Origin of the sequence: Nocardia otitidiscaviarum, from assembly GCF_007362295.1 — a bacterium.
GTDB lineage: Bacteria > Actinomycetota > Actinomycetes > Mycobacteriales > Mycobacteriaceae > Nocardia > Nocardia otitidiscaviarum.
On record NZ_CP041695.1, the window covers coordinates 4,688,353 to 4,704,922 of the forward strand.

The following is a 16,570-nucleotide window of genomic DNA, read 5'->3' on the forward strand; positions in this document are numbered from 1 at the left end:
TAGGCGAAAGGGTTGGACATGGCAGGCAAGCGCACCGTGTTGACCGTCCGTTTGCGCAGACTCGCGGCGATGCTGGGCGAGCTGCGCGAGAACTCCGGACTCAGCAAGGAAGAGGTCAGCAGCCGTACCGGTATCAATGTCACCACCCTGTATCGGATCGAGACCGCCCAGGCGCGCCCGCAGCGCCGCACCCTGACGGCCATGCTCGATCTGTACGGCATCGGCGAGCCGCAGCGTTCAGATGCCTTGCAGTTGCTGACCGACGCGCTGAAGCCCGGTATGGCACGGCCCTTCGAGGCCGCCGTCGGCGAGGTGTACGGCGCGTACATCAACTTCGAGGCGGAGGCCCTGTCCGCCCGCTTCTTCCAGGCCAGCTATATCCCCGGACTGCTACAGACCGAGGAGTACGCCGACGCCGTCATGCAGACCTCCTGGCCCAAGATCTCCGACGAGGTGCGCAGTCAGCGGGTGCGGGCCCGGGTGGAACGCGCCAAGGTGCTCACCAAGGAGGAGCCCCTCGAACTCTGGGTGGTGCTGGACGAGGCCGTGATTCGCCGCATGGTCGGCGGACCGGAGGTCATGATCGGGCAGTTGCAGCGACTGCTCAACGACGCCGCGCAACGCAATGTCATCTTGCAACTGCTGCCCTTCGACGCGGGCGCGCATCCCGGCATGTCCGGATCCTTCGTGGTGCTGGACTTCCAGAACCCCGCCGACCCGGAACTGGTGTACGTAGAGGGCATCGCCAGCGACGAGATCATCGAGGGCCACAGCGAGGTGCGCCGCTACGGGGTGATGTTCGATCAGCTGCGCGCCATGGCGCTGAGCCCGCGCAACTCCGAGGAAGTGATCAACCAGGTCATCGAGGAGCTGCGCCAGTCCACGTAGACGCACCGATTCCCCCGGGTGATCAATACACCTTGGGTGAGGATTCCCGCACCCTCGGAGAGGTGATCCCCCGCACTGAGGTTGCTGTCGGATGAACTCGCCGACCGCGAGTCTGAATACATCCCAACAGCGCCACAGATCACCACATCCGAGGGGATGATATTCATGTGCAAGCCGGTCGATTCGTCCGCAACACTGGTCGCTCTCCGCCCGGGCGCGACCGAGCCGGTCGCCGCCGCGCTCGACCCGGCTGCCATCGCGGTGACGGCGGCCGACTGCGCGCTCTCCTACGGCGAGCTGGAGCGCTGGTCCAACCGCCTGGCGCGGATGCTGCTGCGGCTCGGAGCCCGCCCCGGCACCCGGGTCGCCATCGCGGGAACCCCGCGACTCGAATCGGTGGTCGCACGTCTGGCCATTACCAAGACGGGTGCCACCCCGGTCCCGCTCGGCACCGAAACCTCCTCCACCCGCGCCGATTTCGGCGTGACCACCAAGGAGGGCAAGCCGCGCACGGCCGACACCACCCGCTGGCTGGTGCTGGACGAGCGCTCCACGCTGGTGCAGTACCTGACCGGTTCCGACGCGCCGATCACCGACGCGGAACGACAGACGGCGAGGAAGGCGTCCTGAGCCGTCATATCTCACCAGCACGCAGGACTGTTCATGGTTTCGAGTTCCGCCCTGTCCCCCGCCCCGGTCGGCGCCGCCACCGGTCCGGCCGCGCCCTTCCCGCTGTCCGCCGCACAGCGCGGCATCTGGTTCGCCCAGCACCTCGCCGGTGACACGCCCGTCTCCATCGCCCAGTACGTCGAGTTCGTCGGCGCGGTGGACGTGGCACTGCTGGCGGCGGCGGCCCGCCGGGCGGGTCAGGAGTTCGGCACCGGCTATCTGCGGTTGCTCGAACTCGACGACCTGCCCTACCAGGTCGTCGACACCACGCTCGACGACGCCATCGACACGGTCGACCTGCGTTCGGCGCCCGACCCGGAGGCGGCCGCGCACGCCTGGATGCGCGCGGAGTACACCGCGCCGCTGGACCCGCTGCGCGACCGGCTCTGCCAGGTCACCATGCTGCGGCTGGGCGAGGACCGCTGGTTCTGGTACTCGCGCTTCCACCACATCGCGCTCGACGGCGTCGGCGCGCTCACCATGCTGCAGCGCACCGGCGACATCTACAACGCCGCCGCGGCGGGGCGCGAGATCCCGCCCGGCCGGGCCGAGGATCTGCGCGGGATCGTGGACGCCGATGCGGCGTACCGGAATTCGGACCGCATCGCCGCCGACCGCGAGTACTGGCGGGAGCATCTGACGGGGCTGGCCGAACCGGTGCGGCTGGGTCGTCACAGCGATGCGGTGGACGCCCATCCGCGGCTGCTCAGCCGCGCCCTGCCCGCGGATACCGCCGCCCTGCTCGACGAGCTGGTGGCCCGGCTGTCCACCAGCGCCGCACCCGTCATCGTCGCCGCCTTCTCGGCCTTCCTGGGAGCGCTGACCGGTGCGCCGGAGATCGTGCTCAGCCTGCCGGTCTCCGGACGCACCACCGCCACGCTGCGCCGCTCCGGCGGCATGATGGCCAATGTGGTGCCGCTGCGGCTGCGGCAGTCACCCACCCGCACCGTGGACGAGCTGATTCGCGCCACCCGGAGCGAGCTGACGGCGGCGCTGCGGCGGCAGCGGTACCGGCAGGAGGACATCGTCCGCGACCTCGGCTGGTCCATGGACGAGGTGGGCTCGTTCGGGCCGACGGTCAATCTCATGCTGGTGGACAGCCGCATCCGGCTCGGCGGTGTGACCGGGCGGCTGCACGTGCTCACCTCCGGGCTCATCGAGGATCTGTTCGTCAACGTCTACCCCGGGGTCGGCGGCGAGAGCACCCACATCGACTTCCAGGCCAACCCGAACCGCTACGACGAGGCCGAGCTGGTGTCGCTGCACGGGCGGTTCCTGGCCTACCTGCACTCGTTCCTGGCCGCCGGACCGGATACGCGGCTGGCGGCGCTCACCGTGCTGGCCGACGACGAGCGCGAACTCGTCCCCGCGCGCGGACCGGCCGGGACCGCTGCCCGCACGCTGCCGGAGCTGCTCGAGGCCGGGGCGGCGCTCGATCCCGCGGCCGTGGCATTGCGCGCCCACGACACCGTGCTCACCTATCGCGAGGTGAGCGAGTACACCCGGCGGCTGGCCCGGGTGCTCATCGCCGCCGGGGCGGAACCCGAACGCGCCGTGGCGGTGTCGATTCCGCGCTCGGCGGAGTCGGTGCTGGCCATGTGGGCGGTGGCGCTGACCGGGGCCGCGTTCGTGCCCGTCGACCCGGACTATCCCGTCGACCGCATCGAGCACATGCTCGCCGACAGCGGCGTGGTGGCCGGGGTGACCGTCGCCGCTGCGCGCGCGGGGCTGCCCGAGCGGGTGCGCTGGCTGGTGCTGGACCACGCGGACACCGAATCCGCCCTCGCCGCAGCGGATTTCACGCCGGTGACCGATGCCGACCGGCGCTCGCCGCTGCGCATCGACCAGCTGGTCTACCTCATCTACACCTCCGGTTCCACCGGGCTGCCCAAGGGTGTCGGCGTGACCCATCGCGGTCTGGCGAATCTGGCCACCGGCTCCGGCGCTGCCTTCGGTGTGGGCGCGGGCGCGGTGATGGCGCACGCGGTGTCGCCGAGCTTCGACATCTCCGTGGAGGAACTGCTCGTCGCCTTCGCGGCGGGCGCGACCGTGGCCGTGGTGCCGCCCGCCGCCTACGCGGGTGAGGAGTTGGCGCGGGTACTGCGCGCGCACGAGGTCACCCATCTGAATGTGACCCCGGTGGTGGCGGGTTCACTCGAACCGGAGACGCTGCCCCGGGTGCGCACGGTGGTGGTCGGCGGTGAGGCGTGTCCGCCGGAACTGGTCGCCCGCTGGGCCGGACGCCGGGTGCTCAACGGGTACGGGCCGACCGAGACGACGGTGACCGCCACCCTGAGCGCACCCCTGGCCGCCGGTGACCCGATCACCATCGGCGGACCCGCGCGCGGTGTCACCGCGGTGGTGCTGGATCCCTGGCTGCGGCCGGTGCCGCCCGGGTCGACCGGTGAGCTGTACCTCGGCGGCCCGGGTCTGGCGCGCGGCTATCACCAGCGCATCGGCCTGACCGCGGAACGATTCGTGGCGAATCCCTTCACGACGGGTGAACGCATGTACCGCACCGGCGATCTGGTGCGCTGGCGTGCGGTCGCCGGAACGTGGAGCCTGGAGTACGCCGGGCGCGGCGACACCCAGGTGAAGGTGCGCGGATTCCGCATCGAACTGGGCGAGGTGGATGCGGCGGTGGCGCGGCATCCCGGCGTCGAAATGGTGGTGACGGTCGGCGCGAACACCCCGGCCGGAGCGACGGCGCTGGTGTCCTACGTCCGCGCCGACCCCGCCGCGGCGGTCGATCCGGAGGCGGTGAAAGCCACCGTCGCGCAACACCTTCCCGGCTACATGGTGCCGACGGCGGTGATGGTGCTGGACAGCCTGCCGCTCACCCCGGCGGGCAAGGTGGACCGGAAGGCGCTGCCCGCACCCGATTTCGGCACCCGCGCCCGCGCCGGCCGCGCCCCGGACACGCCACGTGAGCGCGCCCTCGCCGCCGTCTTCGCCGATGTGCTCGGACTGGACGAGGTCGGCGCGGACGACAACTTCTTCGCCCTCGGCGGCGACAGCATCGTCGCCATCCAGCTGGTGGCCCGCGCCAAGGCCGCTGGTCTGGGGCTGCGAGCCCGGGATGTGTTCGAGCACAAGACCGTCGCCGCCCTGGCCGCCGCCGCCACCGACGTCACCGCACTCCAGGTGCGCGAACTCCCCGGCGGCGGCACCGGCCCGATCCCCCTCACCCCGATCGTGCACGCCATGCTCGAGCAGGGCGACACCTGGCCGCGCTTCGCCCAGGCCGCCCTGATCGACCTGCCCGCCGACCTCGACCGCGCCCGCCTGGCCGCGGCGATCCACACCCTGGTGGACCACCACGACCTGTTGCGCAGCACCCTGATTCACCGCGCGAGCGACGACGCGGCGGCAACGGACCGGGCGAACGGGTGGGAGTGGCTGGTGGAGCCGCCCGGGACGGTGGAGGCCGCGGCGCTCGTCGAGTACGTCACCGTCGCCGCCGACTCCGACTCCGACTCCGAGGCCGACGACGAGCAAGCCGCGTTGCGGCGGGCCGCCGATCTGCTCGATCCGGCGGCCGGGACGGTGGCGCGGTTCGTGGTCATGGAGCGGGCCGAGGACGCGCCGCGGCTGTGGATGGTGCTGCATCATCTGGTGGTCGACGGGGTGTCCTGGCGGATTCTGCTGCCGGATCTGGCGCTGGCGTACGCGGGGGTGCCGTTGCAGGCGGTCGGCACCTCGTTCCGGCGGTGGGCGCACGGGCAGGTGGAGCATGCCGCCGAGCGGGTCGGGGAACTGCCGCTGTGGCAGCGGATGGCGGCGACGCCGCAGGGCGAGTTGGGGTTGCGGGCGCTCGATCTCGAATTCGACACGACCGCGACCATGGGGCAGGTCGTCACCGTCGTCGACACCGAAACCGCCTCCACCGCATTGGAACTCATACCGGAGCGCTTCCACTGCGGCGTGGACGACGCCCTGCTCACCGCGCTCGCGCTGGCCTGGGCGCGCTGGCGCGACCGCACCGATACGCTGCTCACCCTGGAGGGGCACGGGCGGGAGGATGTCATCCTGCCCGGCGCGGACATCTCCCGCACGGTGGGCTGGTTCACCAGCGTCTACCCGGTGGCCCTGGAACTCGGCGCGATCGATATCGCCGAGGCGTTCGACGGCGGACCCGCGGCGGGCGCGGCGCTCAAGGCCGTGAAGGAGCGGCTGCGCACCATACCGGACAAGGGTGTCGGCTTCGGCATGCTGCGCTACCTCACCCCGGAGACGGCGACCGCGCTCGCGGACGCACCCACCCCGCACCTGAGCTTCAACTACCTGGGCCGCACCGGAGCCGGTGGCGAAGGCGCTTGGCTGCCACGACGTTTCACCGCCACTCAGGACGATCACGCGCCGTTGGCCGCCGTGGTCGATGTCAATGCCCTGCACACCGCGGCCGGGCTGGAGGTCACCTGGGCCTACGCCGCGCGCATCCTCACCGACGCCCAGGTGCGCGAACTCGCGGACCTGTGGTCGCAGGCGCTGGCGGCGCTCACCGCGCACGCCCGCGGCACCGGGGCGGGCGGGCACAGCCCCTCGGACTTCCCGCTGGTCGAGGTGCCCCAGGACCGGATCGACGGGTGGGAGCGCGACTACCCCGCGCTCACCGATATCTGGCCGCTGTCACCGCTGCAGTACGGGCTGCTGTTCCACGCCCGCTACGACAACGACACCGCCGACGGCTACACGGTGCAGACCCGGCTGTCGCTGGCGGGCCGGGTGGACGCGCCCGCCCTGCGCGCCGCCGCCCAGACGCTGCTGGACCGGCACGACGTGCTGCGCGTCGCCTTCGTCGAAACCCCGGACGGGCCCCGGCAGCTGGTACTCGGCTCCGCCGAGATCGCCTGGCAGGAAATGGATCTCACCCAGCTTCCGGAGTCGACCGATCGCCCACGCGAACTCGAGCGCATCGTCGAGGTGGACGCCGGCACTCGTTTCGACCTGACCCGCCCGCCGCTGCTGCGCTTCACCCTGGTGCGCACCGGCGCCGAGGCGTACACGCTGCTCATGACCAACCACCACCTGATCCTGGACGGCTGGTCGACCCCGCTGCTGGTGCGCGAACTGCTCGCCGGATACCTCGCCACCGCCACCGGGCAGCAGGCCGGGCTGCCCACGCCGCACTCCTATCGCGACTTCCTGGGCTGGCTGGCCGAACAGGACGACGACGCCTCACTGGCCGCCTGGCGGGAGGCGCTCGCGGGAGTGGACGGGCCGACCCGCGCGGTGCCCACCCTCGCGGATATCGCCTCCACCGAATCCGGCACGGTAGCGGCGGATATCGACGCGCGGGCGCTGACCCGGCTGGAGGACACCGTCCGCGCCGCCGGGGCCACGGTGAACACCGCCGTCCAGGCCGCCTGGGCGCTGCTGCTCGCCATGCTCACCGGCCGCACCGACGTGGTGTTCGGCGGCACCGTCTCCGGGCGTCCCCCGCAGCTGAGCGGCGTCGAGGACATGATCGGACTGTTCATCAACACGCTGCCGGTGCGGGTGCGACTCGACCCGGCCGAGCGGGTGGCCGATCTGCTGGCGCGCGTGCAGGACGAACAGGCGCGACTGCTGGACCACCAGCACATCGGGCTGGCCGCCCTGCACCAGGCGGTCGGGCTGCCCGAACTGTTCGACACCCTCACCGTCTTCGAGTCCTATCCCATCGACCGCGAAACTCTCTCGCGGGCACTGGATATCGCGGGCATGCGCATCCTGGACGTATCCGGCACCGATGCCACGCCGTATCCGCTGAACCTCATGGTGATTCCGCAGCGCGACCGCGACGGCTCCGAATCCCTGCGCGTCTGCGTGAAATACCTGGCCGACCAGCTGCCCGAGGCCGAGGCGGGGCGGCTGCTCGACCGCTTCGTCGCCCTGCTCGACCAGATCGCCACCCACCCGCACCGCCGCATCGCCCAGCTCCAGCACTGCGATGCCGCCGAACGCCGGGCGCTGCTGCCGGTGCGCGGCGGCGATCCGGTGCCCATGCGCACCCTGCCGGACATCCTCGCCGCGGGCGCACGCGTCGACCCGGACGGCGTCGCGGTGAGCGCGGGCAGCCTCACCATGACCTACCGCGACCTGGACGCGTGGTCCAACCGGTTCGCCCGGGTGCTGCTGCGCCGGGGCGTGGGCCGCGAGGTCTTCGTGGTGCTGGCGCTGACCCGCTCGGTGGAATCCGTGGTGGCGGTGTGGGCGCTGGCCAAGACCGGCGCGGCGTTCCTGCCGCTGGACCCCAACTATCCGGTGGAACGCATCGAACACATCCTCACCGACTCCCGCGCCCCCATCGGCGTGACGGTGTGCGCGGTCGGCGAAACCCTGCCCGGTTCCATCGACTGGCTGCTGCTCGACGATCTCAACACCATCCGCCGCGCCATGACGGTCTCCGACGCGCCCGTCACCGACGCCGAACGCGGCGGACCCATCACCCTGGACCAGACCGCGTACCTCATCTACACCTCCGGCTCCACCGGCAAGCCCAAGGCGGTGCTGCTGAGCCACCGGGGTCTGGCGAATCTCGTCGCCACCCAGCGGCACTCCCTGGATCTCGACGAAACGGCGAGCGCCCTCCAGGTGGCCTCGCCCAGCTTCGACGCCTCCGTGCACGAACTGCTCATGGCGCACGGTATGGGCGGGCGGCTGGTGCTGTCGCCGCCGGAGGTGTACGGCGGCGGCGAACTGGAGCGGCTGCTGCGCACCGAAGGCGTCACCCACGCCGTCATCACCCCGTCGGTGCTGGCCACCATGGATCCGCGCGAGCTGCCCGCACTGCGCTGCCTGTCGGTGGCGGGCGAGGCGGTCGGCCCGGAGCTGGTGGCGGCCTGGTCGGCCGACCGGCGCATGGTGAACCTCTACGGGCCCACCGAATTCAGCGTGTGGGCGACCGGTCCGGGCGAACTGCGGGCCGGGGAGCAGATCACCATCGGCGCGCCGGTGCTCGGGGCGGGGGCCATGGTGCTCGACAGCTGGCTGCGTCCGGTGCCCCTCGGTATCACCGGTGAACTGTATCTGTCGGGCCCGCAGCTGGCGCGCGGCTACTTCAACCGCTTCGCGCTCACCGCCTCGCGATTCGTGGCCAATCCGTACGGCGCCCCCGGGGTGCGCATGTACCGCACCGGCGATATGGTGCGCTGGATCGAGGTCAAGGGGCCGCAGGGTCCGGCCCTGGAGCTGGAGTACTTGGGGCGCAGCGATTTCCAGGTGAAGATTCGCGGGCTGCGCATCGAACTCGGTGAGATCGACGCGGTGCTGGCCGCCGACGAGCAGGTGGAATACGCGGCCACCGTGGGACTTCCGGGGCCGACCGGTGACACCGTGCTGGTGTCGTACGTGGTGGCCGCGCCCGAGCTCGAGCGGGAGCTGGACACGGAGGGGCTGCGCACCCGCATCGCGGCGGCGCTGCCCGGCTACATGGTGCCGAGCTACCTCGTCGAACTCGACGACGTCCCGCTCACCCCGGTGGGCAAGCTGGACCGAAACGCCCTGCCGACACCGGATTTCGCGACACTCGCACAGCGGTATCTGGCCCCGCGCACCTCGGTGGAGACCGCGGTGGCGGCCGTCTTCGCGGAGGTGCTGGGCGCCGACCGCGTGAGCATCGACCGTTCCTTCTTCGAACTCGGCGGCAATTCGCTCAGCGCCACCCGGGTGGTGGCGCGGGTCAACGCGGCGCTGGGATCCACGGTGGCGCTGCGGGATCTGTTCGACGCGCCGACGGTGGCGCGGCTGTCGGCGCGCGTCGTCCCGGCCGCGGGCACCGCACCCGACCGCCCCGCCCTGGCCCCGCGACTGCGGCCGGACCGGGTGCCGCTCTCCCCCGCCCAACAGCGCATGTGGGTGCTCAACCGCCTCGATCCCGACTCGGCGGCCTACAACATCGTCGCACCGCTGCGGCTGACCGGGGAACTGGACGTCTCGGCGCTGCGCGCGGCCGTGCACGATGTGATCGGACGGCACGAGACGCTGCGCACCATCTATCCGGCCGACGCCGACGGACCGCGTCAGGTGGTGGTGACCGTGGACAGCGCCGCACCCGAGCTGACCGTGGTCGAGACCGAAGACGGTGCGCCGCTGCGGGATCGGATCGCCGAACTCGCCGGGACCGGATTCGATCTGATCCGCGAGGCCCCCGTGCGGGTGGGCCTGTTCCGGGTGCCGACCGCACACGTCGTCGTCCTGGTCGTACACCACATCAGCGCGGACGGCGCGTCCATGGCCCCGCTGGCCGCCGACCTGGTGACCGCCTACCTGTCCCGGATCTCCGGCGCGGACGCCGCGCTGCCCACCCCGCGCGTGCAGTACGCCGATTACGCGCTGTGGCAACGGGATCTGCTCGGCGCGGAGGACGATCCGCAGTCGCTGGCCAGCCACCAGCTCGGCTACTGGCGTGAGCGGCTGGCCGGGATTCCGGATGTGCTGGAGTTGCCCGCCGACCGCCCGCGACCGGCGGTGCAGAGCATGCGCAGCCGGGACCTGCCGTTCATCCTGGACACCGAAACGCACACCGCGCTCGCGGCGCTGGCGGGCACGACCGAGACCAGCCTGTTCATGGTGGTGCACGCCGCGTTGGCGGTGCTGCTGGCCCGACTGGCCGGAACCGCCGATGTGGTGATCGGCACCGCCGTCGCCGGTCGCGGGGAGGCGGCCCTCGACGAACTCGTCGGCATGTTCGTGAACACGGTCGCGCTGCGGACCCGGGTGGACGCGGACAGCGGCTTCCGGGATTTCCTCACCGGGGTGCGCGACACCGATCTCGATGCCTTCGCCCACGCCGACGTGCCGTTCGAACGCCTCGTCCAGGTGCTGGCGCCCGCGCGGTCCACGGCGCACGCACCGGTGTTCCAGGTATCGCTGTCGGTGCAGAACTTCACCGCGCCGGAACTGGAATTCCCCGGCCTCACCGTCGCCGTCGAACCGGTGCGGCGCGACGGCTCGCAGTTCGACCTCACCGTCGAGTTGCTGGAACGAAGGGCGGAGGGTGAACCGGCCGGAATCGACGGCACGCTGACCTACGCCACCGATCTGTTCGACGCGGCCACCGCCGCCCTGCTGGTGTCGCGCTGGCGGCGGGTGCTGGCCGCCGTCGTCGCCGACCCGGACATCCGGCTGTCGGACATCGATCTGCTCGACGACACCGAACGCGCGGCCCTGGTGCCGGTGCGCGGCCCGCGAACCGTCGGAATCACCTCCCTCGCACAGATTCTCGTGGCGACCGCCGCGGCGCACCCGGACCGACCGGCCGTCGTCGCCGACGGCCGCACGCTCACCTACGCGGAGCTGAACGCCGCCTCCGACGCATTGGCCGCCCGGCTCGCCGAACGCGGAGCCGGTCCGGAAAAGGTTGTCGCACTGGCGCTGTCACGCGGTGCGGCACTGCTCACCGCGCTCTGGGCCACCGCCAAGACCGGGGCGGCGTTCCTGCCCGTCGATCCGCGCCACCCCGTGGACCGCATCGAGCACATGCTCGCCGACTCCGGGTGCGCGCTCGGCCTCACCACCACCGCGCACCGGCCGCTGTTGCCCGCCGCCACCACCTGGCTGCTGCTGGACGCCCCGACCGACGACCCCACCCCGAACGGGGGCGAATACCTCGCGGCCACGCATCCCGACAATCCCGCCTGGCTCATCTACACCTCGGGCTCGACCGGCACCCCGAAGGGCGTCTCGGTCTCACACCGCGGGATCGCGGACCTGGTGGCCGCTCAGCGTGAACTGCTCGACCTGGACGAGCACGCCCGCGTGCTCCAGGTGGCCTCACCGAGTTTCGACGCCTCCGCCTTCGAGGCGCTGATGGCCTTCGGATTCGGCGGCGCCGCGGTGGTCGCCGCCCCGGAGACCTTCGGCGGGACGGCGCTGGCCGAACTCATCGCCGCCGAACGGGTGACCCACCTGGTGATCACGCCGTCCGCGCTGGCCACCATGGACCCGGAGGCGGTGACGACGGTGCGGGTGCTGGCCGTGGCCGGGGAGGCGATCAGCGCCGAACTGGTGGAGCGCTGGGGTCCCGGACGCACCCTGGTGAACCTGTACGGTCCGACCGAATTCACCATCTGGGCAACGGCTTCCGAACCGCTGCGGGTGGACGCTCCGGTCACCATCGGCCGACCGATCCGCGGCGCGGGCACCCTGGTGCTCGACGACCGGCTGCGCCCGGTGCCGCTCGGGGTGGCCGGTGAGCTGTATCTCGCCGGGCCGGCCCTGGCGCGCGGCTATCACGCCCGGCCCGGGCTGACCGCGCAGCGGTTCGTGGCCGACCCGTACGGCGCGCCGGGTGACCGCCTGTACCGGACCGGCGATCTGGTGCGCTGGGTCGGCTCCGCCGCCGCGCCGCGGCTGGAGTATCTGGGCCGCACCGACTTCCAGGTGAAGGTGCGCGGCCAGCGCATCGAACTCGGCGAGATCGACACCGTACTGGGACGTGCCACGGGTGTGGAATTCGCGGTGACACTGGGTGTTCCGGGTCCCGGCGGGGCCACCGCCCTGGCCGCCTACCTCCTGCCCACCCCGGGCGCGGACCTCGATGTGGCCGCGCTGCGCGCACACGCCGCCGACGCCCTGCCCGGCTACATGGTGCCCTCGGCCTTCGTCCTCCTCGACCACGTGCCGCTCACCGCCGTCGGCAAGCTCGACCGAAAAGCCCTGCCGCCCCCGGTGTTCGAGGCCGAAACGGAGTACCGAGCACCCGGCACGCCCACCGAGGCGGCGCTGGCCGGGATCGTGGCCGAACTGCTGGGCCGGGAACGGGTCGGCGTGCACGATTCGTTCTTCGCCCTCGGCGGTGACAGCATCCTCGCCATCCAACTGGTGTCGCGGGCCCGGCTGCACGGCCTGGAACTCACCCCGCTGCAAGTGTTCGAACACCGCACCGTGGCCGCGCTGGCCGAGATCGCCGACGCCGCCGACACGGCGGTCGTACTGGCCGAGCTGCCCGGCGGCGGAGTCGGCGACATGCCGCTCAACCCGATCGTGCGGTGGATGACCGACCGCGGCGGCAGTTTCCACCGCTTCGCCCAGACCGCCGTGCTGGAACTGCCGGTCGGCATCACCCGGACACAGCTCGTCGCCACGGTATCGGCCGCGGTGGACCGCCACGACATGCTGCGGGCGCGACTGGAACGCGACGGGGACGACTGGCGGCTGTCCACCCGCGAGCCGGGCGCGGTCGATGTCGACGCGCTGGTGCACCGCATCGAGTTCGGCGCCGCCGCCGATTCGGTCGAGCTGCGCGAATACGCGGTCACCGAGGTGGATGCCGCCCTCGACCGGCTCGACCCGGCGGCGGGCCGCGTGCTGCAACTGGTCTGGCTGGACCCCGAGGCTCCGGAACGGGCGGGACGACTCATCGTGGTCGCCCACCACCTCGTGATCGACGGCGTGTCCTGGCGCATTCTGGTCCCCGACCTGATGGCGGCCTGGGCGCAGATATCGGGCGGGGCCACCCCCGTGCTGGCCGAACCGGGCACCTCCATGCGCCGCTGGGCGCACGCACTCGCCGAGGAGGCCCGCAGCGGCGACCGGGTCGCCGAACTCGACCACTGGCGCGCCGTCGCCGCCACCCCCGACCCGCCGCTGGGTGGACGTGAACTCGACCCGGCCGTCGATCGTGTGGACAGCGTGCGCACGGTCGAGATCGAACTGCCGGAACCGACCACCACCGCCCTGCTCACCACCCTGCCCGGACTGTTCGACGGCGGCGTGGAGGACGCGCTGCTCGCCACCCTGACGCTGGCGGTGCTGCGGTGGCGTTCCGGTGAACCCGCTGCCGAACACACCGCCGAACCGGCCGCGCCGGAGCAGTCCGTCCTCATCCGTATGGAAGGCCACGGGCGGCAGCAGGAGATCGTGCCGGGCGCGGATCTGTCCCGCACCATCGGCTGGTTCACCAGTCTCTACCCGCTGCGGCTGGATCTGCCGGGCATCGATATCGACGACGCCCTCACCGGGGGTCCCGCCATGGGCGCGGCCATTCGCGCGGTCAAGCACCAGTTGCTGGCCGCGCCCGACAAGGGCATGGGCTACGGCCTGCTGCGCTACCTGAATGCCGATACCGCACAGCACCTTCCGCAGCGGGTGCCCGGCCGCATCGGTTTCAACTACCTGGGCCGCTACGCCGCCGCGGATATCCCGGCCGGGCTGGAGGGTCTCGGCTGGCTGCCCACCGACGAATTCGGGGACCTGCACGCCACCGAGGACCCGGGCGTCGCGGTCACGGCCGAGGTCGAGATCAATGCGGTGGTGGTCGACGACCGGTTGCAGGCCAGCTTCTCCTATCCCGAAACGCTGCTGCGCGGCGATGAAGTGACGACGCTGGCACGGCTGTGGAGCGAAGCGCTCACGGCCGCCGCGACCTTCGCCGACACCCCGGCGGCCCGGCAGGCGGCAGCCGACGAGGCGCGCTATCTCGCCGACCGCACGGCCGAAGCCACTGCCGCCCAACCCGATTCGACGCCGGGGCTGGGACTCGACGTGGTGCTGCCGATCCGGCCCGGCGGCACCGAACCGGCGCTGTTCTGCATCCACCCGTCCTCGGGTATCGCCTGGACCTACCTCGGGCTGGCCGACGCCCTGACCCCCGGGCGACCCATCTACGGACTCCAGGCCCCCGACCTGTCCGGGGAGCCCGCCGCCGCCGACATCGACGACTTCGCGCGCCGCTATGTGCGCGAGATCCGCCGTCTGCAACCGGAGGGTCCGTACCACCTGCTCGGCTGGTCCTTCGGTGGACTCATCGCGCACGCCGTCGCCACCCGCCTCCAGCAGGAGGGCGCGGAACTCGGCGTACTGGCCCTGCTCGACGCCGACACCGCCGATATCGACGGCGACAGCATCGAAAAACTCAGCGCCGGAGCGTTCATCGCCACCTTCGGCCACGTCTTCGGCATGACCGATATCCCGGCCGAGGCCAGCGCCGAACAGGCGGCGGAGCTGATCCGCGACCGCATGGGCGGGGTGAACCTGGTCGACGCCGCCACCCTGGAACGCATGGCGGCCTCCTACAATGCCTCCGCCCGCACCCGCACCGGCTACCGGCGACCCGTATTCCACGGCGACGCACTGTATTTCCACGCCACCGTGGACACCTCGGAGATCTTCGGACCCGACGGCTGGCGACCGCACATCACCGGCGACATCACCCGCGTGGACATCGAGGTCAGCCACGACGAACTCACCACCCCGGAAGCGTTGGCGACCGTCGCCCGCGTCCTCGACCGACATTTGGGAGGCAGGCCATGAGCAGCGGCGGAGTCGTCGTCGAAGGCGTCGAGAAATCGTTCGGCAGCGTCCGGGCCCTGCGCGGCATCGACTTCGAGGCCGCGCCCGGCGAGGTGCTCGGCATCCTCGGACCCAATGGCGCGGGCAAGACCACCACGGTGAACATCCTGTCCACCCTCATCGCCCCCGATGCCGGACGGGCCGTGGTCGCCGGACACGATGTGGTGGCCGAGGCCGCCGCCGTGCGCCGGGGCATCATGCTGACCGGACAGTTCGCCGCCCTGGACGACGCCCTCACCGGCTACGAGAACCTGGTCATGTTCGGGCGGCTCATGGGCTTGCGCAAACGCGCCGCCCGCGCCCGCGCCGACGAACTGATCGGCGAATTCGACCTCACCGCGGCCGCCGGTCGCCGCGTCGGCACCTACTCCGGCGGTATGCGCCGGCGCATCGACATCGCCTGCGGGCTGGTGGTGCGGCCCGAGGTGGTCTTCCTCGACGAACCCACCACCGGACTGGATCCCCGCAGCCGCCAAGGGGTCTGGGATCTCGTCGGCGGCTTCCGCAAACACGGCATCACCACACTGCTCACCACGCAGTACCTGGAGGAGGCCGACGCCCTCTGCGACCGCATCATCGTCATCGACCACGGCGTGGTCATCGCCGACGGCACCGCCGACGAACTCAAATCCCGCACCGGCGGCAGCTACTGCGAGATCGTGCCGCTGCGCATGGAGGATCTCGCGGCCATTGTCAACGCACTCGACAGCCTGGTGCCCGCGTCGAGTCGCCAAGCCCTGACCGGTGATTCGGACCGACTGGCCATTCCGGCCCCGGACGGCGCGAAAACCCTCGCCGAGGCGCTGCGCCGGCTCGACGGCGCGGGCATCGAACTGGTGGACATCGCGCTGCGCCGCCCCTCACTCGACGACGTATTCCTCAATCTCACCGGACATCTCGCCGAGGCCGACACCGCGGAGGCCCGATCGTGACCGCCGTCAGCAGCGTCCGCGCCACCCCCGCCACCCTCCAGCAGTGGTGGGTGCTGAGCGTGCGGCTCATCGTGCCCGCCGTCAAGAGCGGCGACATCCTGAACATGGTGTTCGCGCCGATCGTGTTCACCATCAGCTTCTATATTCCGCTCAACCGGCTGATGTCCTTCGCGGGCACCGGATTCAGCAGCTACGCACAGTTCATGGCACCGATCGTGATCCTGCAGGCCGGATCCTTCGCCGCCATCTCGGCCGCCTTCCGCGCCGCCACCGACGCGGTGTCCGGACTCGACCGGCGCTTCGACGCCATGCCCATGCACCCGCTGGTGCCCACCGCGGCACGCATGTCCGGCAATATCTTCCGCCTGCTCGTCGCCCTGACCGCGGCGCTGATCGCGACCCATGCCATCGGCTTCCGTTTCCACGGCGGGCCGCTGCACACGGTCGGCTTCCTGGCGCTGGGCCTGCTCATCGGCATCGCCTTCTGCTTCGGCGCGGATGTCATCGGCACCGCGGCCAAGAGTCCCGAGGCCACCACCCAGCTGCTGGTGCTGCCGCCGCTGATTCTCGGCATGCTCTCCACCGGTCTGGCCCCGGCCGACCAGTTCCCGGACTGGGTGGAACCGTTCGTGCGCAATCAGCCGGTCTCGCAGTGGGCGTACGGGCTGCGCGCCCTCGGCGGTGACAGCCTGGGCAATGCCGGTGCGGTGACCTGGTCGGTCATGGGTCCGCCGCTGCTGTGGGCGCTGGCCATCATCGCGGTCTCGCTCGTCTTCACCGTTCGGCTCAACACGCGGAGGTCGTGA

The 16,570-nt window shown here is 71.5% G+C and carries 5 protein-coding genes; all 5 read left to right on the forward strand.

The features are described from left to right. Positions 1-18: 18 nt before the first annotated feature. Positions 19-888: a helix-turn-helix domain-containing protein gene (locus tag FOH10_RS20960; RefSeq protein WP_143982022.1), complete on the forward strand. Its 870-nt coding sequence runs from the start codon at positions 19-21 to the stop codon at positions 886-888. Between the two features lie 165 nt (positions 889-1,053). Further along, positions 1,054-1,518 (forward strand): AMP-binding protein, encoded by a 465-nt coding sequence (locus tag FOH10_RS20965; protein WP_143982023.1) that lies wholly within the window; start codon positions 1,054-1,056, stop codon positions 1,516-1,518. Positions 1,519-1,551: 33 nt separating this feature from the next. After that, entirely contained in the window at positions 1,552-14,793 is a 13,242-nt protein-coding gene (locus tag FOH10_RS20970) for a non-ribosomal peptide synthetase (protein ID WP_143982024.1), read from the forward strand. Continuing rightward, positions 14,790-15,764, forward strand: a complete 975-nt coding sequence (locus FOH10_RS20975; protein ID WP_143982025.1) for an ATP-binding cassette domain-containing protein — start codon at positions 14,790-14,792, stop codon at positions 15,762-15,764. The genes FOH10_RS20970 and FOH10_RS20975 overlap by 4 nt, the downstream gene beginning before the upstream one ends. Continuing rightward, positions 15,761-16,570: an ABC-2 transporter permease gene (locus tag FOH10_RS20980; protein ID WP_244961306.1), complete on the forward strand. Its 810-nt coding sequence runs from the start codon at positions 15,761-15,763 to the stop codon at positions 16,568-16,570. The genes FOH10_RS20975 and FOH10_RS20980 overlap by 4 nt, the downstream gene beginning before the upstream one ends.